Consider the following 23,644-nt stretch of genomic DNA (forward strand, 5'->3'; position numbering starts at 1 on the left):
GTCAAAATTACAAAAATTGAGCGGTTTTTCTCAAACAAGTTTGAATTATTATCAAGGATCGAATTATTTCTATTTTACAAATATAAAAACTGATAGTCAATATTTTAAATATTCTTCTCGTACGAATTATGACGTCTTTATTTATGAATAATGACAACAATTGCTTTCATAATTCATTATAAGATGATATTTTTGAATACAGAAATTTACAGAAGAAAAATAATGCTTTTGTTTTCGAACTATGACAAGGCTTACATAAGATATAAAATAGCCTTACATCAGAAGGGTAAAAACTAATAACCGTAAAAACATAGTGAGTCAATAAATAATTTCGCCACCTTCCTTAACAGGGAAATTACTTTTTTGGGGGAGGTTGGTTTTTTAAAGTTAATTTCAAAACTAATAACCATTTTTTTTAAGGTATCAACCATATCATAATTAACTGCGCACACATCCTGCAGATCAATTTAATAAAAGGTTTATGAATCTTTTTATTAAAATTCAGTTTTAATCGAAAAGAGACTGGTCCCTTTCGGGCAGTCTCTTTTCTTTTTAAAACATTAAGGATTTATAATCACTTCCAGCCTCCGCCTAAGCTCTTATAAATGTCAACAACTGTACTCAGCTGTTTTTGTTTAGCTTCCACCAGCTCCATTTTGGCATCCAGGGCATCTCTCTGATTAAGGAGTACTTCCAGATAATCTGCCCTTGAATTCCTGAAAAGCTGATTAGCTATATCTATCGATTGTTCCAAAGCTTTTGTTTCTTCAGACTTTAGTTTATAATACTGATCAATATTTTTGACTTTAGACATTAAATTGGCCACATCCAGATACGCATTCAGAATCGTTTTATCATATTCGTACAGAGACTGAATCTGTCTTGCATCGGCAGTCTGAAAATTGGCTTTTATTGCGCTTTTGTTAATCAGCGGACCTGCTAATTCACCTACCAGACTTGCAGCCATCGATTCAGGCAACTTAACTAAATAAGACGGTTTAAAGGCTTCCAGTCCCAATGTTGCGGAGATTTCCAATGTAGGATAAAATTCTTTTCTGGCTGCCTCAACATCTAATTTTGCAGATTTTAATTCCAATTCAGCTTGCTTGATATCCGGACGGTTAGCCAGCAGCTGTGAAGGAATTCCGGTATAGACCGTTTGCGGAAGTGTAGTCATAAAATCATCTTTCGATCTTACAATAGGTTGAGGGTAACGGCCACACAACGCGTTGATTTCATTTTCCTTTTCGGTAATCTGCTGACGGATGGTGTATTCCGTTGCCTTGGATTTTGCCAGTTCAGCCTCAAACTTCTTTACTGCCAATTCGGTAGCTGCCGCTGCTTCTTTTTGAATTTTTGAAATTTCAAGAGCTTTCTGCTGAAGTTTTGTGTACTGCTGGATGATATCAAGCTGATTGTCTAACGCCAGCAATTCATAATAATTATCAGCAATCTCTTCAATCAGATTAGAAAGAACGAAGTTTTTACCTTCTACTGTTGAAAGATAATGTGCTATTGCTGATTCCTTTTCTGTTCTGAGTTTTTTCCAGATATCAATTTCCCAGTTGGCCATTAAACCGCCTTCAAAATTCCCCAGTGGATCCGGCATTTCTTTTCCGGGTTCAATTTCTGTAGTGGCATCGCCCGCCCCTTCGCTGGTATAACGTCCTGCTTTTTTCACTCCTGCTCCGATTCCTGCAGAAACAGCAGGTGTTAATCTTCCTTTTTTAGCTAAAACACCACTCTTTGCAATTTCAATTTCCTGTAAAGTGATCATCAGCTCCTGATTATTTTTTAGAGCCGTTTCAATTAGGGAAACTAAATTAGGGTCAGTAAAAAACTGTCTCCAGGGAGTTGTCCCGCTGTTATTATTGGCATCACCCTGATCTTCCTGATTGAAGTTCTGAGGCACATTTTCTTTTACCTCGTCTTTTATGACGGTCGCCATAGGCGCCTTACAGCTCGCTAAAACAAGCGATAAGGCGATGGCTGCTATATATTTATTATAAATCTTCATGTTTGTCATCGTGTTGATACGGTTCTGTTTGTTCTGTTAAAGGATTTTCTTCTTCATATCTCGCCAGTTTCGACCTTTCGGCAATAGTTCCGAAGATGTAGTACAATCCAGGAATAATCATTAATCCGAAAATAGTTCCGATAAGCATACCTCCCGCTGCTGCTGTCCCAATCGTTCTGTTACCGATAGCACCCGGCCCGGTAGCGATCACCAACGGAATCAAACCTGCAATGAACGCAAATGATGTCATCAGGATCGGACGGAAACGGATAGCCGCTCCTTCGATAGCTGCCTGAGCCACAGGAATACCTTCTTCAGCCTTTTTCTGTACGGCAAATTCCACGATCAGTACGGCATTTTTACCTAAAAGACCGATCAGCATGACCATTGCTACCTGAGCATAGATATTGTTTTCCAGCCCTAATAATTTTAAACATAAGAAAGCTCCGAAAATACCTGTCGGCAACGATAAGATTACCGGTAATGGAAGGATAAAACTTTCATACTGCGCAGAAAGAATAAGGTAAACGAATCCTAAACACACCAGGAAAATAAATATTGCTTCATTCCCACGGCTTACTTCATCTTTGGAAATACCCGCCCAGTCGATTCCGAAACCTCTCGGAAGTGTTTTATCTGCCACTTCTTTAATTGCTGCAATTGCCTGTCCTGAACTGTATCCCGGTGCCGGCGTTCCACTTACTTCGGCGGAGTTGTACATATTGTGTCTTGTAATCTCCGATAAACCATAAACCTTTTCCAAATGCATGAAATCTGAATACGGAACCATTTGATCTTTATCATTTTTAACATAAAGCTTTAATAAGTCACTTGGCAACGCACGATATTGCGGCCCCGCCTGAACGATCACTTTATATGGTCTGTCGAAACGGATGAAACTGGTCTCATAGTTGGAACCTATCAATGTTGATAAATTATCCATTGCATTCTCAATTGTAACCCCTTTCTGTTCGGCTAAATCATTATCCACCCTTAACATATACTGAGGGAAACTTGCAGAATAAAATGTAAATGCAGACCCCAACTCGGGACGTTTTTTCAGCTCACGCACAAAATCGTTGCTTACTTTCTCCATTTTCTGATAATCTCCGCTTCCTGCCTTGTCTAAAAGACGAAGTTCAAAACCACCGGCTGCACCATACCCGGGAATTGACGGTGGCTGGAAGAATTCTATATTGGCTCCCGGAATATTTTTGGCTTTTTCTTCAAGCTTTTCGATGATTTCCGCAGCAGATTCTTTACGATCTTCCCAGCTTTTGAGGTTAATCAAACAAGTACCGGAGTTGGAACCTGTACCTTCAGTCAGAATCTCATATCCTGCCAGTGAAGAAACAGACTGTACTCCATCGATATCTTCAGATTCTCTTAGCAATTCTTTAGCAATCTGGTTGGTTCTCTCCAATGTAGATCCCGGAGGTGTCTGGATAATCGCATAAATCATCCCCTGATCTTCAGCCGGAATAAATCCTGAAGGAAGCGAATTGCTCAGGAAAAACGTACAGGCACAGAACGCTAATAATAAAGGTAAAGTGATGGTTTTCTTTTTAACCGTTTTATTCAGCATTTTTTCATACTTCCCGGCTCCTTTGGTAAACAAATTATTGAATTTATCCAAGAAAATGGTGATTGGAGTTCTTCTTTTCGGTTTCCCGTGATTATTCTTTAAAATTAAAGCACATAAAGCCGGCGTCAATGTTAAAGCTACCACTCCCGAAAGGATAATCGCCGAAGCCATCGTAATCGAGAACTGGCGATAGAATACCCCAACCGGTCCGGACATGAAGGCAATCGGAATAAATACGGATGCCATTACCAAAGTGATTGCGATAATTGCTCCGCTGATTTCATGCATTGCTTCTTCTGTTGCCTTTAAAGGAGATAAATTCTTTTCCTCCATCTTGGCGTGAACTGCCTCAATAACCACAATCGCGTCATCGACTACGACCCCAATCGCCATTACAAGCGCAAAGAGCGAGATCATATTTAATGTAATTCCGAAGGCTGACATCACGGCGAATGTACCGACTAATGACACAGGAACCGCCAGCGCAGGAATCAATGTTGATCGCCAGTCACCCAGGAAAAGGAATACCACAATAGCCACCAAAATAAATGCTTCAAACAAAGTATGAACTACTTTTTCAATAGAAGCGTCCAGGAATCTTGATACGTCATAACTGATGTCATAATGCATTCCTTTCGGGAAAGTGGTTTTCTGAAGTTCCTCCATCAAAGATTTTACATTTTTGATAACATCGCTTGCATTGGAACCATAAGATTGCTTTACAGTGATCGCTGCAGAAGGTTTTCCATTTAATGTAGAATAAATATCGTACATAGATGAACCAAACTCAATATTGGCTACATCTTTTAATCTGATAAATTCTCCGTCGGATTTTGCTTTAAGGATAATGTTTCCATAGTCCTTCTCGTTGTTGTAACGTCCCGGATATTTCAGAATATACTCAAATGACTGTGAACGCTTTCCTGAACTTTCCCCCGTTTTACCCGGAGAAGCTTCTAAACTTTGTTGATTTAATGCTTCCATCACTTCATCTGCTGAAATGCTGTAAGCCGTTAAACGGTCAGGTTTCAACCATATACGCATGGCATACTCCCTTGTTCCCAGGATATCTGCAAAGCCGACACCGCTTACCCTTCTCAATTCAGACATCACATTGATATCTGCATAGTTGAAAAGAAACTTTTGGTCAGCTTTCGGATCGTCACTGTATAAGTTAATATACATCAACATATTAGGTTCTTCCCGCGTTATTTTCACACCTTCACGCACCACTAAAGGCGGAAGTTTATTTACGACTGAAGATACACGGTTCTGCACGTTTACTGCGGCTACGTTCGGGTCTGTTCCCAAGTCGAAAACTACCTGAATGGACGCTTCTCCGTCGTTTCCGGCATCAGAAGTCATATATTTCATACCGGGTACACCGTTTAATCCTCTTTCCAACGGAATAACCACGGATTTAATCAACAATTCGTTGTTGGCACCGGGATATTCTGCCGTGATATTTACCTTTGGTGGTGAAATAGAGGGAAACTGTGTAATCGGTAATTTTAACAGTGATAAAACTCCCATGAAAACTATAATCAGAGAGATTACGATAGACAGAACAGGTCTGCGAATGAATTTCTTAAACATAAAAATAATGATGAATTATTAATGATTAATGATAGATGATACTTTTGAACATTTGACCGATCAATTATCGATTATCAATTATCATATATTTTTTACTCTGCTTTTAATTTTAATGAATTAAGAACTTTCTTCGGATCCTGGAATTTTGTCTGAACTTTCTGATCGTCTTTCACTTTCTGAACACCTTCCAAAAGGATCTTATCACCTGTTGCAAGGCCGGAGCCCACTACATAAACATCAGGAAGCTCATAAGCCACTTTAATATTTTTAGATCTTGCGACTCCGTCTTTACCAATTACAAATACATACTTCTGATCCTGGATTTCATAGGTAGCTTTCTGAGGGATGATTAAAGCATTTCTCAACGGCAGGGTCATTCTCACTTTTCCTGTTTCACCATTTCTCAGCAGTTTATTGGGATTCGGGAACTTTGCCCTGAAAGCAATATTTCCGGTTTCATTGTCAAACTCTCCTTCAATAGTCTGGATTTGCCCTTTTTCGGGAAGCAATTCTCCGTTTGCCATTAGCAGGCTCACCTCGTTGCTTCCTCTGTCTGCAGCGTGCATCTGATAACTAAGATATTCAGGCTCAGAAACATTGAAATAGCTATACATATTACTATTGTCTGAAAGTGACGTCAATAAATCACCTTCGTCAATAAGGCTTCCCAACTTACGGGGAATTCTGTTGATAATCCCTGAAAACGGAGCTTTGATGTCTGTAAACGAAAGATGGATCTGCGCCAGCTTTGCTTCTGCATTGGCGGCATCCAGTTTAGCTTTAGCCATTGCTCTCTCGTTTTTGGAAACGATGTTGTTGCTGGCCAGTGTACTTGCATTTTTCAGCTCTATGGAGGCCTGCTCTACTTCGGCTTTCGCTTTCATGAGTTCCGCCTGATAAAGCTGCGGCATAATTCTGAATAAGGTCTGGCCCTGATGTACAAACTGACCTTCATCTACGTAGATCTTCTCCAGGAAACCTTTTTCCTGTGCACGGATTTCAATGTTTTTTACAGATTGAATCTGAGCTACATATTCTTTATCAATCACCGTATCCATCACTACAGGGGAGGTCACGGGATAGACTGTAGCTTCTTCTTTTTCTTCTTTTTTCTTGTTACAGCTGAACAATAAAAGACTGCTTAGCGCAATGCTTGCGACAACTCTTTTGATCATAATTCTAGAGTTTATATAAATCGTTAATGTTTTAATAGGAAGGTGGTAATAAGGATTTTGCGATGCAGTGATTACCGACAGATACAACGCAGTGTATTCTCCGCCGAGGGTGTCAGCAGAAAAAGAAAGTTGAAAAATGGGTTTTATATTCTGATAGAACGGATCAGAATGAATCTTTTTACATGAGAAAATTCAGAAAGTAAACCTTGAATTGTCGGCTTTGATGTTTTGAAACTTTTTAGGCCAAAAATATATACGAGTGTAAAAATACTTGCAAAAACAGCAATTGCCTGAAAACTATCTGAAAACTGTAAATCATCCTCAGTAAGCTCGATAGAATACAGATTTCCCGCATCATCAATAGTTTGCTGAATAGAAAGCTTTTCGTAAGTTTGGTTTAATTTATTGGATTTTTTTGGTAAATTCTGAGAAGTATGTCCCGTATAATCGTTTTTCAACGTTCTGACATTGATCTTGCTTTCCACAACGAAAAGAAGAAAAAGTGCTGTCAAAAAATATACTATATAGTTTCTCATAATTTCAAGGCACAAAGGTAGGTCTTACTTGTACTACTTTTCAAAAAAAATATAACATTAAGCTTCTTTGTTAACGATATTTAACATTTCTTTAAAATAGCTGAATGATATCAATTTTAAACTTTAAAATATGTTTTTGATATAGCCACAAAGCTCATTTACAGAATTTTAAAAGTTAATTTAAGTAATAATAATCTTTATGGCACTGCATTTGCTTAAAATACAAGCATTGAAAAAATACTTATAAATGTTAATTATTCATAACTATCCTTACTTACTTCAATAGTAATAAAGTAATCAATTGTTCAAAGAATCGTATAGTGAATTATTTATAAATATGATTTTTATTAATTACTGAAATGCGTTTTATTCACTACTTCTTCTTGATTTATTAATCATAATCTACTTATGGAAATTTTATACAAGAATATTTGAGTTATTGTTTTTATGAAGAATATTTATTAATAATTTATAATTTTTTAACACATTATCTTTAATTAAATTGTAAATTTATAGATATTAACACCATACCAATGAATCACTTTAAAGTCACTTACTATGAAAAAGCTACTCAGGGTCTCGGCCATTTTAATGGTTTTTATATTAACAGCATGTAAACATCAGGCAAAAGATGAAGAAACAAATCTTAAGACTGTTGTGACCGAAAATGCAGATACCAATCAGGATAAAATCACAAAGGATATTTTTACAGATGAATATGGAGAGCAGCTTGAAATTGTAATGAATGAAACCAAAAATACCCTTATTGTAAGGCTGGGCGGTAAAACCTATGAACTTAAAAAAAAGGATGAATTGCCAGATTACACGGCAAGTGATGCAAATTTTCAATACTCCGATATAAGAGGTGAAATCACTTTTCTGAATAAAGATTACAATATGGTATTATTTCACCATAAAAAAAGTAAACCGTCTGCCGATACAAAAATGGCTTCATATTAAAATCTAAAAGGCTATCAAGGATATTTATTCTTCTCCCCTAGCAATAATAAACACATCCATATAAACGAGAACACTTTTGCCTTAGGCAGAAGTGTTCATTCTTTTATACTATTTCTTCTTGTAAATCATGCAGCAAATCAATAAAATAATATTGACAAGAACCGCAAAAGCATTGGAAAGAATGATCGGAAGTTCATCCTTAATAAAACCATACCAAACCCAAAGCGAAAGTCCGGTAATGAGTACAAGAATCATTGTCCATGACAGATCTTCAGCATTCTTTTCTTTCAAAACTTTTATAAGTTGCGGAATCATTGATACTGATGTTAAAACACCCGCAATAATTCCCAGAAGATTCTCATCCATATTTTTATCTTTTAATCAAGATAAGAATTTCCGGGGATACATACAATGATTATAATCCGGGAGACTTAAAATCTGTCCAGAGAAACTTCTTCATGCAAAGGAATATTGTTTTCTATAAAATCGTAAAGGCTTTTTGAAAAGTAACATCCATTGAGAATTCCTCTGGCACCAAGTCCGTTAAAAACATACATATTTTCATGCTCACGATGTCTGCCAATAATCGGTCGTCTGTCTTTTACTGTAGGTCTGAAACCGAAATTGACTTCTGAAATACTGAAATTGGCAGGATAAAATTCTTTCAGTCCGTTCGTCAGCTGCTCCACTGCAGAATCATCCACCTGATGATGAAGCTGCTCCCTGTCGTAAGTTCCTCCATAAAAATATATTTTTTCATTTAATGGAAAAAGGAAATGTTTCTTTTTAATGGTAATATTTTCAGGGATCGGCTGTGAAAGTTCAACTTTGATATGATGTCCTTTATTGGGATTAACAGGAATATCCGAGAAAAATGGATTATCTTTAACACCCATTCCTTCACAAAATAATATATTTTTATATCTAAAGCTTTTGTAGATGTTATCAGAAGTATTTAATGCTGTATAATTAAACTTTTCTTTTACAATATGGTTTCCGGTTTCTAAAAACTTAAATATATCCGTGAAAAATCCATTAACATCAAGTCTCGCTGACCGATTGACCTTTCCTGACTGATAATCGTTTTTTACCACATCTAAATGATCAAAATTTTGATCTAAAAAATTTTTAAGTTCGTCATTTTCTGATTTTTTAAGCCAAAGCTGTTGCTCTTTTTCATCATGAAAAATTCTGTGAATCGGAGCATCAATCAAATAATTTTTACCTGTATATTTTTCAATTTGTTGCAAAGTTTCTTTTAAAAAATCGATCTGTTCCTGAGCCTTCCAGAAAGTGGTAAACTTTTTAAGAACTACAGGATTAATAATTCCTGCAGAAATCTGGGAAGCACTTTTCTTTTCTTCCGAAACCAGTATAAACGATTTGTTATTGATGATAAGCTGGTGGGCGAAAAAAAGCGCGGCGTAGCCATCGCCAACAATGATATAATCTACATTCTCCATAATAAAAAAACCTGAGTAAAAATACTCAGGTTTTCTATAATTATCAAGTGAAATCTTAGTAATTCCACATATCATTTTCCATTTGCAGAATTTGTTCTTTAATTCTGTCACTTTCCTCCAACTGTTCATCCGAATCTCTCGGGATATAGTCTTTGATAACTCCATCACCAAGACCGGTAGAAGATTTAAAGATCACAGAAGAAAATCTTCTCGCATTGATCAAATCATCAAAAGAAAGATCTGCAGAGGTATTTTTTCTGTTGTAAACATAATTGTTAGCCAAAATATCTCTTGCATTTGGATAATATACCCAGAAAAGATCAATAAGATCATTAGCTCCTTCGATCGGCTGCCCATCCGGGCCAACTCTACCAATCATCTGAGGGTCAGGACCCATTGCAGCAATACCTAAAGGTCTGTACTTCAATTGTCCATCTCTCTTATCAATAAACCACATTCCAAATACTTTCAAAACTTTAACTTTATCAGTAGTTGTTTCATAAATGTCAGTAAGCTCTTTTTTCTCCTGCTCAGTTAATTGACGTCCGCTATTAAGGATGTTTACCGCCTCATCATCAACACGCACACTTACCAATCTGTCTTTGATTTGCTGAGGAGTAAGTCTCGTAACGAAGTTTTCATCATCATAAACTTCCTTAATATCACCATTCATTGCGCCATCAAGTAAAAGTTTATACAAAGATTTTGTTTCTGTAGACAATAATCCATCAGGATTATTATAATAGAAAGGCTGATTGATTTTGTCGTTCATATCAATAACCTCCCAAACAAACATGCTTTTCAGGATATCCTTTTCATCAACAAATCCGTATTCCAAAGGTTTTACTGTTTTGTCGATAACCGTATCTCCTACTTTCATTTTGTTCTCAGCTCTCATTTTTCTGAATTCTTCAGGAGAAGAAGCATTCAGGATAGTCTGGGAGAATGCAAATCCCGAAACTAATACTAAAAAACTGCTAATATATTTTTTCATAATACTCTATTAATTTTATTGGATATTAATTAATACTGGTGAAATATTTCCAATTCTTTGATCTCCTAAACCAACAGCTGTCGCTTTAATATCAAAGATATAAACACCATCTCCAGGTCTTAGATTTCTAAATAATCCAGAAGCAGCCTGTAGTGAGTTACCCTGAATTTGTAAAGCCGCTCTACCAGGTACTCTAACCATGAACGAAGTCACGTTGAAAGATACAGGGAAGTCAAAGTCAGGAATCACAGCAGACAGAGATTGATTCTCAACTGATCCCGCAGGCATCGGTAAAATATTTTTACCTCTGATCTGTCCTTGTGGCGGTGGTACATTTTTAATTCGATATTCAAATACCTGAGAAATTGATTTTCCGTAAGGATCTGTTCCAGATAACGTAATCTTCAATATATTTCCTGCACCTGGTTTAACATTCCACTTACCAGGACCAGTACTCTTAACTGCAGCTCCCGGAGCAGATAATGAAAGTTTAGCATTATCAGCACCTAAGATAGATCCAGAAACTGGATTATCAAGACCTCTGTACATTACATTCATTTTATCAGCTGAAAGCAATAAACCTTTCTGAAGTTTTACTTCCTGAGGACCGGCAATTACATTATAAGTATGTGTGAACGGGAAGTTTTGTGCTTTTCCTGTAGCATCTGTTAATGTAATATTTCCACTTAAAGTGTGTTCTCCAATTCCACTTGTATTTAATGTTGCATATCCTTTACCATTTTCCTGTCTTCCTACACCTGAAATACTGATTTTGTTACTGTTAGAATAATTTCCTAGCATTACAACAGCTTCTGCAGGTTTTCCTGCAACAACATCTACAGGAGCTGACACGATAGCCTCATAGCTTGTAAACTTGATGCTTGCATCTACTTTTTCCTGTAATAATAATGCTAATGCATCAGACTGTACGTTTCTTGCATCATTCTGAATAATTTCAAGATTAGACAAAGCGGCAATAAGCGGCTGATGATAGAATTTGTTCTGCAACCAAGTCTTATTGTTAGGTGATTGTCCCTTAGGATATTCAGCGATCAATGATTTGTTTGCTCTGTCAATTAAATCTTTTAACTGAGGATCATTTCCAAAAGTTGCATTGATAAAGTTTCTTACATCATCAATTTTAGCTTTCAGTTCTATAGCTCCTTTTGATGCAGAGTTTTCATCACCATCTTTAAAGAAGTATGTCGTAGTTGCCTCATTGTTGTTAAGTGCAGAGAAGTTTTCGCTAACATCAACTAATTTTTTTGTGTTAGGATCTCTCTCTACGAATTCAGATTCTTTTTTTAATTTGTCTTTAATCTGATCAGCATGCGATACCAAAGCATTGATTTTCTCTTTCAGCTTTTGATATTGCTGCCAAGGCTGAGCATAAGTATCCGGTACCTGCTGAGCTTTAGCCTCCAAAGTTTTTTCAAAAATATCTTCGTTCTTTTTTTCAGTTAATAAACGAGTATCTTTTAAAGCAACTGTAGAGTCATAATATGATCTGATGATTTCCGCATCAATATTTAGAGCCATCATCGCGATGAAAACCAAATACATTAGGTTGATCATCTTCTGACGAGGTGTCTGTTTTCCTTGTGCCATTCTTTTCTTTTTGTTTTAGATTAAGTAGTTAAATTTTAGAAATGGTTAAGGAATTAAGACTTCATAGCAGTCAACATACCACCATAAACTCTGTTTAAGTTATTTAAATTAGATGTTAAACCTTGTAATTCTTGATTGAATTTTTCTGAATGTTCAACAGACTTTTGCATATCTTCTACGTACTTTTTAGCAAAATCAGACTGCTTTTGTCCGTTTTCCAACTGCATTGCATAAAGAGCATTCATGCTTTCCATATGCTGAGCAGCTTTGTTTAGTTGGTCATTATATTTATGAGTAGAAGCAGATACATCTACCGTTTGGTTGATCTGGTCAACAGAGCTTGAAAATTTATCAATACCAGATCTTAATCTTTCAAATAACTGAACGTCTAATTTAGCGTCCTGAAGCATTTTATCCAATTTACCTGAAAGAGAATTTTCAAGTTCAGCAAAATGATCTACAGTATTTCTAGATGTTACATTAGAATGTAACGGATTTGGATTAGCATGTTTATCTAATAATTCAGGATATACATTTTCCCAAGCATAAGACTCTTCAGTTTTTGGCGGGTCGAAGGCAAAGATAATGAAGATGATTGCTTCCGTAATAAGTCCCACTGTAAGAGCAACGTTACCTGTAATAGGCCCAATATTGATGTGAGTAATTTTAAGCCAAGCTCCAAGAATTACAATTGCAGCACCGAATGAATAAAAGAAATTCATCCAAGCATCTTTAGTCTTAAACATATAAGTTAGTTTTTTTTAGTGTTAAATTGTTATTAAAAATGGTTTGATTAAATTATCTGTTAACTCTTCTTGGTTTAACAGCAGCTTCGGGAATGTCCTGTACAGTTCTGAACCCGATATAGCTTCTTGCTGAATCTTTTCTTTCCCAGTCTCTCGCACCAGTCATCAGCATGTATCCTACATCTTTCCAAGATCCTCCTCTTACAGATTTCTTATTATCCGTTTTGTCCTTTGTAGAAGGATTTAACGTAGATGAGAAACCGTATGATGAATTGTTATAAGCAGATTCTGTCCATTCAGAAACGTTTCCAGCCATATCAAATAATCCAAACCCATTTTTCTTAAATTTCTTTACCGGAGCAGTATATGTATAAGTACCTTTTTTATCATCTTCCATGTAATTACCTCTCTTAGGTTTGAAGTTTGCCAGGTAGCAACCTCTGTCATCCATCAAGTAAGGACCACCCCAAGGATAAGTAGCGTTTTGCATTCCGCCTCTTGCAGCATATTCCCATTCGATTTCCGTAGGAAGTCTGAAGATTAATGGTTTTTGCTTTCTTCTTTTTAAACTTTCGTTATAATCAGATTTTAATTTAGTTCTGAAGTTACAGTAAGCTCTGGCCTGATCCCAAGTCACCCCTACTACAGGATAATCTTTGTAAGCCTTGTGCCAGAAGTACTGTTCGAACAATGGCTCGTTATAAGCAAAGTGAAAATCTTTTACCCAAACCGTTGTATCAGGATAGATAGCGATACTTTCGCTTCTCAGATAGTTTACACCTCTTTCTTTTTCAGCAAGAGCAGCATCCATATCTCCCCATCTGTAGGTATATTTAAGCTTACTAACATCAAGGATTCTTTCATTTCCAACTCTGGAAGAAGCAGGAAGATACATTGACTCAAGAACCTCTGCATATTCTACGTCAGGATATTTTGACACATTCCAGTGCAATGGAACTTTCCAGTCAATTTTCTTTGTAGGATCGAAGCTGCTTTCATCTCCGCCTCCCTGTGCTTCTAAATATTCCTGATATGGTGTTAAGTTTTCTTCTTTTTGGGCAAGATATGCATAATCTCCTATACTTGTACCCCTTCCTTTACCTTCACCACCTTCTCCGGCAGCTTCAGCAAGAAGAGTTCTTGCGATAGAATCTCTTACATAATTGATAAAAACTCTGTATTCTGCATTAGTAGTTTCCGCTTCATCCATGAAGAAAGAAGAAACGGTAACAGTTTTCGCCTGAGCTTTTTCAGGACTGTTTGTGAAATCCTGATCTGTTAAACCAGCCACAAATGAACCTGCAGGAATTGCAACCATGCCGTATGGTCTTTCTGCAACAAATGATTTTGTTTTTTCTCTTGGTATCAACTCTCCTTTTGTTCCTGGTTTCCCCACAGAAGAAGTACCACCACCTGAACAAGATACCGACGCTACTGACGCAGACAATAATAAAAGAAATATCCTTTTCATGTTAATTTTTATAATTAAGCCGTAAATATATAATTTTTTTAAGAAACTTTTAAGATTTTTTTTGAAATAACGAAAGAAATCTAAATTTATTTTATTTACAAGTATTTTTTATTCCACAGTAACAGATTTTGCGAGGTTTCTCGGCTGATCTACGTTGGCACCTCTATATACTGCAATATAATATGCCAAAAGCTGTAAAGGTACTGATGCTACAATGGGTGAGAAACATTCTGATGTTTCAGGAATTTCAATAACATAATCTGACATTTCGCTTACCTGTGTATCTCCACAGTTTACAACAGAAACAACCTTCCCTTTTCTTGCCTTAATTTCCTGAACATTACTCACGATCTTATCATAATGTCCTTTTTTCGGAGCGATGATAACGATAGGCATATTTTCATCTATTAAAGCGATAGGACCGTGTTTCATTTCAGCTGCAGGATATCCTTCAGCGTGGATGTAAGAAATTTCCTTAAGTTTTAAAGCCCCTTCAAGTGCAGCCGGATAATTGTAACCTCTTCCCAAATACAGGAAGTTGGTAGCGCTTACAAAATCTTTAGCGATATTTTGAACCAGTTCGTGCGTAGAAGTTAATACCTCTTCAATTTTTTTAGGGATAGCATCTAATTCAGCAATTAAGTTCATGAAATCTGCATTTCCTAAATTTCCGTTATGATGTCCTAATTTAAATGCAATTAGGGTAAGAATTGTAAGCTGCGCAGTGAAAGCTTTTGTTGAAGCTACTCCTATTTCAGGCCCTGCGTGTGTATAAGATCCTGCATCTGTAATTCTTGCAATAGATGAATCCACAACATTACAGATTCCATAAATAAATGCTCCTTTTTCTTTGGCAAGCTTTAGGGCTGCCATAGTATCTGCCGTTTCTCCCGATTGTGAAATTGCAATTACAACATCTTTATCAGTAATAATTGGGTTTCTGTATCTGAATTCTGAAGCATACTCTACTTCTACAGGGATTCTTGCATATTCTTCGATAAGGTATTCACCAATAAGTCCTGCATGCCAAGATGTTCCGCAGGCAATGATAATGATTCTGTTAGCATTTTTAAATTTCTCAATATGGTCCCAGATTCCGGCCATTTTAATAACACCTTCATCTACCAATAATCTTCCTCTCATGGTGTCATGAATAGATTTTGGCTGTTCGAAGATTTCTTTTAGCATGAAATGCTCATACCCGCTTTTTTCAATCTGCTCTAAGCTAAGCTTAAGCTCCTGAATTTCAGGTACAATTTTAGAATTTTCAGTAATAGTTCTGATATCTACTCCATTTTCCAGTGAGATAGTTGCCATATGTCCCTCCTCAAGATAAATAGCTTCCTTCGTAAATTCTACAAAAGGAGAAGCATCTGAAGCAATAAAATATTCTTTATTACCGATTCCGATAGCTAAAGGAGATCCCAGTCTCCCAACGACTAATACCCCAGGATAATCTTCATGCATTACTGTAATGGCATAAGCTCCATACACTTCATTCAATGCATATCTTACAGCAGTAGGAAAATCGGTTTCAGATTTAAGATCCATAAAATACTGAATAAGATTTACCAATACTTCAGTATCAGTTTCAGATTTAAAAGTAAATCCTTTTTCCGTAAGCATTGTTTTAATGGTGTCATAATTCTCAATGATACCATTGTGAATAATGGCAATTTTACCATTATTAGATAAATGTGGATGGGAATTTCTGTCACTCGGAACTCCGTGAGTTGCCCAACGAGTGTGTCCCATACCTATTTTGGCTTTGCCTTTCAATTGACTTGAAATGTTTACAAGATCCTCTACTTTACCTTTCGTTTTTTCAACTTCAAGTTTATTATTTCCATCCTCCAGAACGATTCCGGCACTGTCGTACCCTCTGTATTCTAATCTTCTAAGACCATTAATTACTATATCGTAAGCGTCTTGAAAGCCTGTATATCCAACGATTCCGCACATATTATTATATCTAGTGTTAAGTGTGTTTGTTATTTTGTCCCGTAAGTTACCCAAAGTCTTACTCTGTCAGGGTTTCCAGCCTCTGTTCCTACAAATACCGCTCTGCTTGTATTAAAAGGCGTAGATGTAAATTTGTATCCCGCAAGACTTGTTCCTTCAGAATTCTGAAGGAAAGAACCTAAATCTATTTTAAAGTATTTAAATTCAGTTTTGTCTGTTGATTCTTTACTACCTTCCTCCACCATTTCTTTTATCGATTGTGTAACGACAAAATCATAGTATGCAGGATTTTTATCCAGATCATAAGCTTTAAAAATTGTATATCCCGGAACTCCTGCCAATTTTAATAAATCATTAGTGAAATTACCTCTTACTTTAGTCGGAGCAGAAGAATTATCCGGATTCACATACCTTCGCAGCAAAGTAAATTCTCTTGGTTTAGCATAATTTGTGTTATTCCATGAAGGATCCGTGTAAATTCTTATTTTGGCACTAATGATCCCTCCTTTCTTATTTATTATCTTCTCTCTAATATTATCAATAGTAGACTGCGGAATTTTAACCCCTATTGAAGGGCCACCCATTGCCTGTGTATAGAGTTTTGCATCACCGGTATTACTGTTGTACCCAATAGCATTGAAATCATCACTTCTCTGATATTGATATTGACCAATATGTGCATTTCCTGAACCTAATACAAATGAATAAGAGGTTTGTGTTTTTGTCGTACTGCCGGTAGTTTCATATTTGTAATACATGATCATTTCCATATCGTTCGGAGAGAACTGGAAAAGATATCCATCATTTTCAGCAACAGAAATCCTTAAACCGTTAAAATACCTGATAAAGTTGGAAGCATCCTGAAGTTCAGGCTTGTCTTTTTTAGCAATAATTTTATCCTGAAAAAACTGTTTATCCAACGGAATTCTGATACCCGGAGTGGATGCCGTAAATAAGGCAGTTCCCCCATCATCTTTTGTAATCGCTACGGAACTCACATTGCCATTAAACACCTTTGAACCGATAACTTGCGAATCATAATTAAATGAATCATTAGATTTTACCGTATCAGAAGCAGATTTTAAAAAAGTTTTTACTTCATTTACATTAATGGTTAAATTTCTTTTTGCCTTACCAAATTTTAATGCAGGATAAGTATTAACCACTTTTTTAGCATTTACAGAACCGTCAGCCGCTGTGGTATAGGTATAGTTGTCGTCTACCGTATTCGTTGTCACAGAATCTGTGGCATATCTTGGTTTTATTACTAAAACCACAGAATCCACTGTAGCATTAGTCCCGAAATCAGGGTCGTAAGTTGATAATTTAACTTGTGTAAGATAAGATGCTTTCTGCATTCCGAATTTTTCTTCGTCAAAAGCCCCTAACACGCCGTACGCCAGCTTAGCAGCGTCGGTTCTGATCGTATCATTATTATCGATATTGTAGGCTGTTACCTCAAAACCTTCTTCATTTCCCTGTGCAGCTCCGTTTAGAAAAAGCTGCTCACCAAGAGCATCAACATCCGGTTCGCAATTATAAAGAATTGCACTTCCAAAAATCACCAGAGAAAATACGGTGATCGCCTTTTTAATAGTATGAATCATTAAAAATGTGTTTTTTTTAATAAAGTTGATTAATAGAATCTAAGTCCAGATATTCCGATTTCGGAGTTGAGGTTTCATTAAAAGCCTTATCAAGGTCTTCATCAAGGAATTCGTCACCTTTCACAACCATATCCACGTAGTCCATACTTTCAATTACAAAAGTTTTTACACTTGGATTATCTAACGCTTTTAATCCTGAAATATTATCAAATTTCAGTTTTTCATCAATATTTGAGGCTAAAGAAGCATCTTTTTCATTATATAAAGAAAGAACAATCTTAGCATCTTTGAAGTATGTATCAGATTCGTAATACGTTTTCAGATAAATAGGGACAAAAGAAGACATCCATCCGTTAAGGTGGATCACGTCCGGAACCCAATTCAGCTTTTTGATGGTTTCGATTACACCTCTGGCAAAGAAAATAGCTCTTTCGTCGTTATCTTCAAAAGAATTGCCCTCATCATCAAAATAATACGGTTTTCTTTTGAAATATTCTTCGTTGTCGATAAAGTAAACCTGAAGTCTTTCCCCGGAAGAGACGCTACTTTAATAATAAGAGGCTGATCAAGATCATTAATGATAATATTCATTCCGGAAAGGCGAATCACCTCATGAAGCTGGAATTTTCTTTCACTTATTTGTCCAAATCTTGGCATAAAAACTCTTACATCATTGCCTTCATTGTGCATCTTAAGTGCCATTTTGTTTACCACTGCAGCCATATTCGTATCTTCCTGATATGGATACATCTCTGTAGTAATGTACAGTATTTTTTGATTCGGCATAAATTTCTATCTAATTTTTGTAAAAATGCTTTAATGCGCAAAATTACGAAAAAACATTCAACATTAGTTTAATTAACATTTTTTTACGATAATTTGCCTTAGGAAATTATTAAAACACATTACAACCATATCATTACTATATGATATTTTTAGTATTTTTGAATTACTATTAAAATAAACTATGGAAGTTTTAAAAAGCAGGAAAATTCTTCAGGATTTCATTGAAAGACAGAAAGAAATGGGGAAGAAGATCGGTTTTGCACCCACTATGGGAGCACTTCACGAAGGCCACTTATCACTCTATAAAATGGCCAGGGAAGAAAATGATTTAGTGATTTCATCAATTTTTGTTAATCCTACTCAATTCAATAATCCGGAAGATCTTGAAAAATACCCTAGAGATATTAACAGAGATATTTTAATTCTTGAAAAATCAGGACTCGTAGACGCTGTCTATATTCCTGAAGTGACCGATATTTATCCCGAAAAAACAGAGAGCAGACATTATAATTTTGACGGACTGGAAAATGAAATGGAAGGAAAATCAAGACCGGGACATTTTGATGGTGTGGGAACAGTGGTTGAAGAACTTTTCAGTCAGGTAAAACCAGATAATGCTTACTTTGGAGAAAAAGATTTCCAGCAATTAGCCATTATCAAAAAAATGGTCGAAAAAAATAAAATTCCGGTTACTATAAAAGGAGTACCTATTTACAGGGCAGAAAACGGACTGGCTTTAAGCTCCAGAAATCAAAGGCTCGAAAAAGACAGAAAAGAAGCTTCCAAAGTCATTTACGAAACATTACTTAAAGTTAATGAATGGTTCCGGGTTTTAACGGTTTCCGAAATCAAGCAAAGAGTACAGGATATTTTTGATCATCAAAGGGGTATGCAGCTTGAATACTTTCTGATTGCAGACGAAGAAACTTTAAAAGAAACAGATTTTTTCTACAAAGACAGAAATTTCAGAGCATTCATCGTTGTTATTGTTGACGGAGTACGATTGATTGATAACATGCATTTGGATTAAAAAAATTAGAATAAGATTAAGGTTTAGAATGAGATTTTAGACATTTACAATAAAAGATACAGGCGTTGCTTTTGAGTAACGCTTTTTGTTTGATTTAAATAGTAAATCTCACATAGGTCATTTTAAAGCCCCCTCGAATGCTTCAGAAGCGATATTAAATTTAATTAATTTAAAAAACGGAGAGTCGAAATAAGGAAATAGAAACTATATAAAAAAAATCAAAGGCTTCTTGAGGAAGCCTTTGAAACACCAAATCACAAAATATTAATATGAAAAAAATTTACTTTTCAGTAAACTTGTGACCCGGCTGGGATTCGAACCCAGGACCCATACATTAAAAGTGTATTGCTCTACCAGCTGAGCTACCGAGTCGGCCACAATTAATAATGATAAATATAAAACAAAATTCTTATTTTTCAGTATTAATTATTTTAATTTTCTGCAGTGCCTGCGACTGGACTCGAACCAGCACATCCTTAGGAAACCACCCCCTCAAGATGGCGTGTCTACCAATTTCACCACACAGGCATAAAATCACAAAGTTTCAGTAATTTTTTTGCTAGTGACCCGGCTGGGATTCGAACCCAGGACCCATACATTAAAAGTGTATTGCTCTACCAGCTGAGCTACCGAGTCGGCCACTTTATTATCAAGTTTTCATTTGAGTAATGTCCCTTGTTTTAAGTGGTGCAAAGATATAGCTTTTTTTTATTTCTCAAAACTTTTTTGCAAATTTGTTAAAAAAAAATTCATGATAATTTCACTGGTCGGATACATGGGAAGTGGCAAATCTCACATTTCCAAAATATTAAGCGAAAAACTCAATTTTAAACTGATTGACCTCGATAAAGAGATTTCCAGGAGAAATAAATTAACCATTCCTGAAATATTCTCAAAAAGAGGAGAAATCTCTTTTAGAAAGCTTGAACGAGAGGCTTTGGAAGAAATTCTTGCTACTGAAGAAAATGTGATTTTGAGCCTCGGAGGAGGAACACCGGCATACTATAATAACATGGAAATCATCAATAATAATTCAAAAAGTGTTTTTTTGAAAGCTTCTATAGGAACTCTATTGGAAAGACTTACTAAACAGAAAGAAAAACGTCCTCTGATAGCCAATGTTTCAGATGAAGATTTGCCGGAATTTATAGCCAAGCATTTATTTGAGAGAAATGTTTTCTACAGCAAAGCACAATTCAGTGTAAATACAGACAACAGAGAACCGGATGCAATTGTCGTTGAAATAATAGAAAAGCTCTATTCCTAGAGCTTTGTTTTAATTTTCTTCAGAGTCATCATTCGTTTCACCAAAAAAGTCATCCCAGTCGGTAAAATCAGAAGAAATATCATTATCTACATAATCATCCATTTCTCTTCTGTCTTTTTTCGTAGGCCTTCCCTCTCCTTTGATCCTGTAATAATCCTGTGACATTTTACGCATTTTCAGAAGTTCATACTGTTCTTTATCCGTCACATCTTTTATGTGCAAGGGAACCAACTTCGCTCCTATCCTGCTTTTCGGGATCTGAATTACCTTAATTTTATAGTCAATCTGATTTTTACGGATCTTTATTACATCTCCTTCCTTCACCTCTTTGGAAGACTTCACCACCGAATCACCAATGGAAACTCTGTTCTTTTTAATTTCCTCAGTAGCAATGGTTCTGGTCTTATAAAAACGAATGCTCCATAAAAATTTATCTATTCTCATAATTTTTTATACTTTTGCCGTTATATTCTTTGTAAAGTAATTAAAGTTTTTGAAATGAAAAAAATATTTTTATATATCCTTGCGGGATCTCTGTGTTTTTCTGCTTGTAAAAAGGATGATGAGGTTGAAACTTTTGTAGAACCGGATGATATAGCAGTAAGAAACTCATATGACGATCAGGCTATTCAAAAATTTATGGATGAGAACTATCTCGATTCACAAGGAAATATAAAAGCTTTCAGCTCCACAGACACCACCGATGACAATGAAAAAAAACTATCTGAGCTTAGTCCGGTAAAACTTTCTTCAGGAGTTATTTATATTGTAAGAAGCGGAGCGCAACCGTCACCAGGAGTAACATTAGATACAAATCCAGAATCGACTAGCGCAACCCAAATCAGAACCATGATGAGAGCCAACTATTATCTAGCCTCGGAAAGTGATGGGAAAGTTTCTTTTGGAAGCGCAGGAGCTCTTTTAAATACCATCAACGGTTCAGGGTCTCCTGTGACAGACCCTGCATTTTATTATGTTAAAAATAGTATTTTAAGCAGTGGTTCTACAGATGCTGCAAAGCAAAGAAGTTATTATGAAATCGAAGGACTTCAGGAAGGATTGAAATATTTTAAAGGCTATACCGACAAGGCTGATGGTGATGCTTACAATTTGCAGGGTGTTATTATTGTACCGTCAAGAGCTGCTTTTGCAAGAAATACCCATTACAATTACACGGGATATTCCCTTCAAAACAATTGTTTTGTATTTAATTTTGAAATCTACAAGGCCAATGTAAGGCCTACCATCGATCAATAAATAAAAAAATCGCTTCAAAATATGAAGCGATTTTTTTATGTTTAAAAACCGGATTTACTTTTTACATTTCCTAAAATATCTGGAAAATAGAGATCTGAAAGATGGTCAAATTCGTCACCCCTCATGAACATACTGGCATCAACTTCCTCATAAGAACTTCTTCCGGCAGCCGCAATAAGTTCATTACATGTATGGAGTGTATTTTTATGGAAATGATATACCCTTTCAGCCTTATCAGTAACGTCCAGTCCTTTGATTAACATTTTATCCTGAGTAGCAACACCGGTCGGACAGTTATTTGAATTACACCTCAACGCCTGAATACAGCCTAATGAGAACATAAAACCTCTTGCATTATTACACATATCCGCACCCATGGCAACCGCTCTCAGAATATCTAAACTCGTTAAAACTTTTCCACTGGCAATCACACGCAGCTTATTTCTTAAGTTATAGTTTTTCAGGGTTTTATTGACAAAAATCAATGCAGGTTCCAGTGGCATTCCAACACCATCTGAAAATTCCGGTGGTGCTGCGCCTGTTCCGCCTTCCGCACCATCAATTGTTATAAAATCCGGATAAATTTTCATCACATTCATCTGAACGCATATATCTTCAAACTCTTTTGTATCACCAATACAGAGCTTAAACCCTACAGGCTTTCCCCCTGATAATTCTCTAAGCTGCTGCACAAATTTCAGCAGTCCCGACGCATTAGAAAACGCAGAATGTGATGGTGGAGAGATGATAGTCATTCCGGGTGTTACATGACGTATTTTTGCAATTTCAGGAGTATTTTTCACTCCCGGTAAAACGCCTCCGTGACCAGGTTTGGCTCCTTGCGATAGTTTAATTTCAATCATTTTCACATTCGGAAGATTAGAATATTTTTTGAAAAGTTCAGGATCAAATTTCCCTTCATTATCCCTACAGCCGAAATATCCGGTTCCGATCTGCCAGCAGAGATCTCCTCCTTCAAGGTGATAAGGCGAAATCCCTCCTTCACCTGTATTGTGATAAAAGTTTCCTTTTTTTGCACCTCTGTTCAGCGACATCTGAGCTCTGTCACTCAATGACCCGAAACTCATCGCTGAAATATTAAATAAAGAAGCATGATAAGGCTGGCTGCACTGCTCACCTCCCAACCATACTCTCGGAAGCTCTTCCGATGGAGATTTTGCATAAATGGAATGCTTTATCCCTTCATATTTGCGATGATTGACCTCCAACTGAGTACCAAATGCAACGGTGTCACTTAAATTTTTAGCTCTTCTGTACACTGCAGAACGTTGGTTTCTTGGAAAAGGCTTACCATCTGTTTCTCTTTCGATAAAATACTGCTGCATTTCCGGCGAAATACTTTCAAAGAAATATCTGAAATATCCTAGTACAGGAAAATTTCTAAGAATAGCATGTTTTGTCTGATAGGCATTATAAACCCCGAGCAAATAAACCGCCGTTAAAAAAATAGGTATCCAGTAATGCGCCCTGATCAGCAATGCCACAACCCATGTAGCAATCACCAATACAATTCCCCAAGATAAAAACTTATCTCTCATGAATGTAAAATTTAAAGTTAAAAAT

18 protein-coding genes, 3 tRNA genes and 1 pseudogene are annotated in these 23,644 nt (G+C 36.2%); 4 read left to right on the forward strand and 18 right to left on the reverse strand.

The genetic code is table 11. The features are described 5' to 3' along the window. Positions 1 to 574: 574 nt before the first annotated feature. From ACWNCI_RS10870 to ACWNCI_RS10885, 4 genes are all read right to left on the reverse strand, one after another. The gene (locus ACWNCI_RS10870) at positions 575 to 2,017 is read right to left on the reverse strand and encodes a TolC family protein (protein ID WP_449388322.1); all 1,443 of its coding nucleotides are present in this window, start codon (positions 2,015 to 2,017) and stop codon (positions 575 to 577) included. Further along, entirely contained in the window at positions 2,004 to 5,198 is a 3,195-nt protein-coding gene (locus tag ACWNCI_RS10875) for an efflux RND transporter permease subunit (protein ID WP_449388323.1), read from the reverse strand. Before ACWNCI_RS10875 ends, ACWNCI_RS10870 begins: the two co-directional genes overlap by 14 nt. Before the next feature lie 92 nt (positions 5,199 to 5,290). After that, positions 5,291 to 6,373, reverse strand: coding sequence for an efflux RND transporter periplasmic adaptor subunit (locus ACWNCI_RS10880; protein ID WP_346984284.1), 1,083 nt, complete (start codon positions 6,371 to 6,373; stop codon positions 5,291 to 5,293). A gap of 143 nt (positions 6,374 to 6,516) precedes the next feature. Continuing rightward, positions 6,517 to 6,909 (reverse strand): hypothetical protein, encoded by a 393-nt coding sequence (locus tag ACWNCI_RS10885; RefSeq protein ID WP_449388324.1) that lies wholly within the window; start codon positions 6,907 to 6,909, stop codon positions 6,517 to 6,519. 558 nt (positions 6,910 to 7,467) lie between these two features. On the opposite strand from ACWNCI_RS10885, the gene ACWNCI_RS10890 reads away from it, so the two are divergent. Continuing rightward, positions 7,468 to 7,869 carry a hypothetical protein gene (locus ACWNCI_RS10890; protein ID WP_449388325.1) on the forward strand — a complete coding sequence of 134 codons (402 nt, stop codon included), beginning with the start codon at positions 7,468 to 7,470 and terminating at the stop codon, positions 7,867 to 7,869. Positions 7,870 to 7,977: 108 nt separating this feature from the next. On the opposite strand, the gene ACWNCI_RS10895 is transcribed toward ACWNCI_RS10890, so the two are convergent. The 9 genes and pseudogenes from ACWNCI_RS10895 to ACWNCI_RS10935 all read right to left on the reverse strand — a co-directional run bounded on the left by ACWNCI_RS10895 (position 7,978) and on the right by ACWNCI_RS10935 (position 18,506). After that, on the reverse strand, positions 7,978 to 8,235 hold the full coding sequence (locus ACWNCI_RS10895; RefSeq protein ID WP_042720836.1) for a SemiSWEET transporter: 258 nt from the start codon (positions 8,233 to 8,235) through the stop codon (positions 7,978 to 7,980). 65 nt (positions 8,236 to 8,300) lie between these two features. Further along, complete coding sequence (locus ACWNCI_RS10900; RefSeq protein WP_449388326.1) at positions 8,301 to 9,332, reverse strand: NAD(P)/FAD-dependent oxidoreductase; 1,032 nt, start codon at positions 9,330 to 9,332, stop codon at positions 8,301 to 8,303. Between the two features lie 55 nt (positions 9,333 to 9,387). After that, entirely contained in the window at positions 9,388 to 10,326 is a 939-nt protein-coding gene (gene porN / locus ACWNCI_RS10905) for a type IX secretion system ring protein PorN/GldN (protein WP_449388327.1), read from the reverse strand. Between the two features lie 15 nt (positions 10,327 to 10,341). Further along, the gene (gene porM, locus ACWNCI_RS10910) at positions 10,342 to 11,934 is read right to left on the reverse strand and encodes a type IX secretion system motor protein PorM/GldM (protein WP_449388328.1); all 1,593 of its coding nucleotides are present in this window, start codon (positions 11,932 to 11,934) and stop codon (positions 10,342 to 10,344) included. Positions 11,935 to 11,987: 53 nt separating this feature from the next. After that, positions 11,988 to 12,680, reverse strand: a complete 693-nt coding sequence (gene porL / locus ACWNCI_RS10915) for a type IX secretion system motor protein PorL/GldL (RefSeq protein WP_346984280.1) — start codon at positions 12,678 to 12,680, stop codon at positions 11,988 to 11,990. A gap of 52 nt (positions 12,681 to 12,732) precedes the next feature. Beyond that, positions 12,733 to 14,151 (reverse strand): T9SS ring complex lipoprotein PorK/GldK, encoded by a 1,419-nt coding sequence (porK, locus tag ACWNCI_RS10920; RefSeq protein ID WP_346984279.1) that lies wholly within the window; start codon positions 14,149 to 14,151, stop codon positions 12,733 to 12,735. Positions 14,152 to 14,259: 108 nt separating this feature from the next. Beyond that, a complete protein-coding gene (glmS, locus tag ACWNCI_RS10925; RefSeq protein ID WP_346984278.1) occupies positions 14,260 to 16,113 on the reverse strand; it encodes a glutamine--fructose-6-phosphate transaminase (isomerizing) in 1,854 nt (617 codons plus the stop codon). A 29-nt stretch (positions 16,114 to 16,142) separates the two neighbouring features. Continuing rightward, on the reverse strand, positions 16,143 to 17,720 hold the full coding sequence (locus ACWNCI_RS10930) for a DUF4270 family protein (RefSeq protein ID WP_449388329.1): 1,578 nt from the start codon (positions 17,718 to 17,720) through the stop codon (positions 16,143 to 16,145). Between the two features lie 16 nt (positions 17,721 to 17,736). Further along, positions 17,737 to 18,506, reverse strand: a pseudogene (locus ACWNCI_RS10935) (glycogen/starch synthase). Between the two features lie 181 nt (positions 18,507 to 18,687). Here ACWNCI_RS10935 and panC point away from each other — a divergent pair. Next, the gene (gene panC, locus ACWNCI_RS10940; RefSeq protein WP_449388330.1) at positions 18,688 to 19,536 is read left to right on the forward strand and encodes a pantoate--beta-alanine ligase; all 849 of its coding nucleotides are present in this window, start codon (positions 18,688 to 18,690) and stop codon (positions 19,534 to 19,536) included. Between the two features lie 299 nt (positions 19,537 to 19,835). Here panC and ACWNCI_RS10945 read toward each other — a convergent pair. From ACWNCI_RS10945 to ACWNCI_RS10955, 3 genes are all read right to left on the reverse strand, one after another. Next, positions 19,836 to 19,908: transfer RNA gene (locus tag ACWNCI_RS10945), tRNA-Lys, on the reverse strand. A 73-nt stretch (positions 19,909 to 19,981) separates the two neighbouring features. Then, positions 19,982 to 20,064: transfer RNA gene (locus ACWNCI_RS10950), tRNA-Leu, on the reverse strand. 35 nt (positions 20,065 to 20,099) lie between these two features. Then, positions 20,100 to 20,172 (reverse strand) — tRNA-Lys (locus ACWNCI_RS10955). A gap of 115 nt (positions 20,173 to 20,287) precedes the next feature. Here ACWNCI_RS10955 and ACWNCI_RS10960 point away from each other — a divergent pair. Next, entirely contained in the window at positions 20,288 to 20,803 is a 516-nt protein-coding gene (locus ACWNCI_RS10960) for a shikimate kinase (RefSeq protein ID WP_346984274.1), read from the forward strand. Positions 20,804 to 20,812: 9 nt separating this feature from the next. Here the strand turns inward: ACWNCI_RS10960 and ACWNCI_RS10965 are convergent, their stop codons facing one another. After that, positions 20,813 to 21,247 carry an RNA-binding S4 domain-containing protein gene (locus ACWNCI_RS10965; RefSeq protein WP_449388331.1) on the reverse strand — a complete coding sequence of 145 codons (435 nt, stop codon included), beginning with the start codon at positions 21,245 to 21,247 and terminating at the stop codon, positions 20,813 to 20,815. Between the two features lie 54 nt (positions 21,248 to 21,301). Here ACWNCI_RS10965 and ACWNCI_RS10970 point away from each other — a divergent pair, with 54 nt between their 5' ends. Next, complete coding sequence (locus ACWNCI_RS10970) at positions 21,302 to 22,060, forward strand: hypothetical protein (RefSeq protein WP_449388332.1); 759 nt, start codon at positions 21,302 to 21,304, stop codon at positions 22,058 to 22,060. 41 nt (positions 22,061 to 22,101) lie between these two features. Here the strand turns inward: ACWNCI_RS10970 and ACWNCI_RS10975 are convergent, their stop codons facing one another. Continuing rightward, entirely contained in the window at positions 22,102 to 23,619 is a 1,518-nt protein-coding gene (locus tag ACWNCI_RS10975; protein WP_449388333.1) for an FMN-binding glutamate synthase family protein, read from the reverse strand. Positions 23,620 to 23,644 lie beyond the last annotated feature (25 nt).

It is taken from the genome of Chryseobacterium lineare (genome assembly GCF_977014045.1).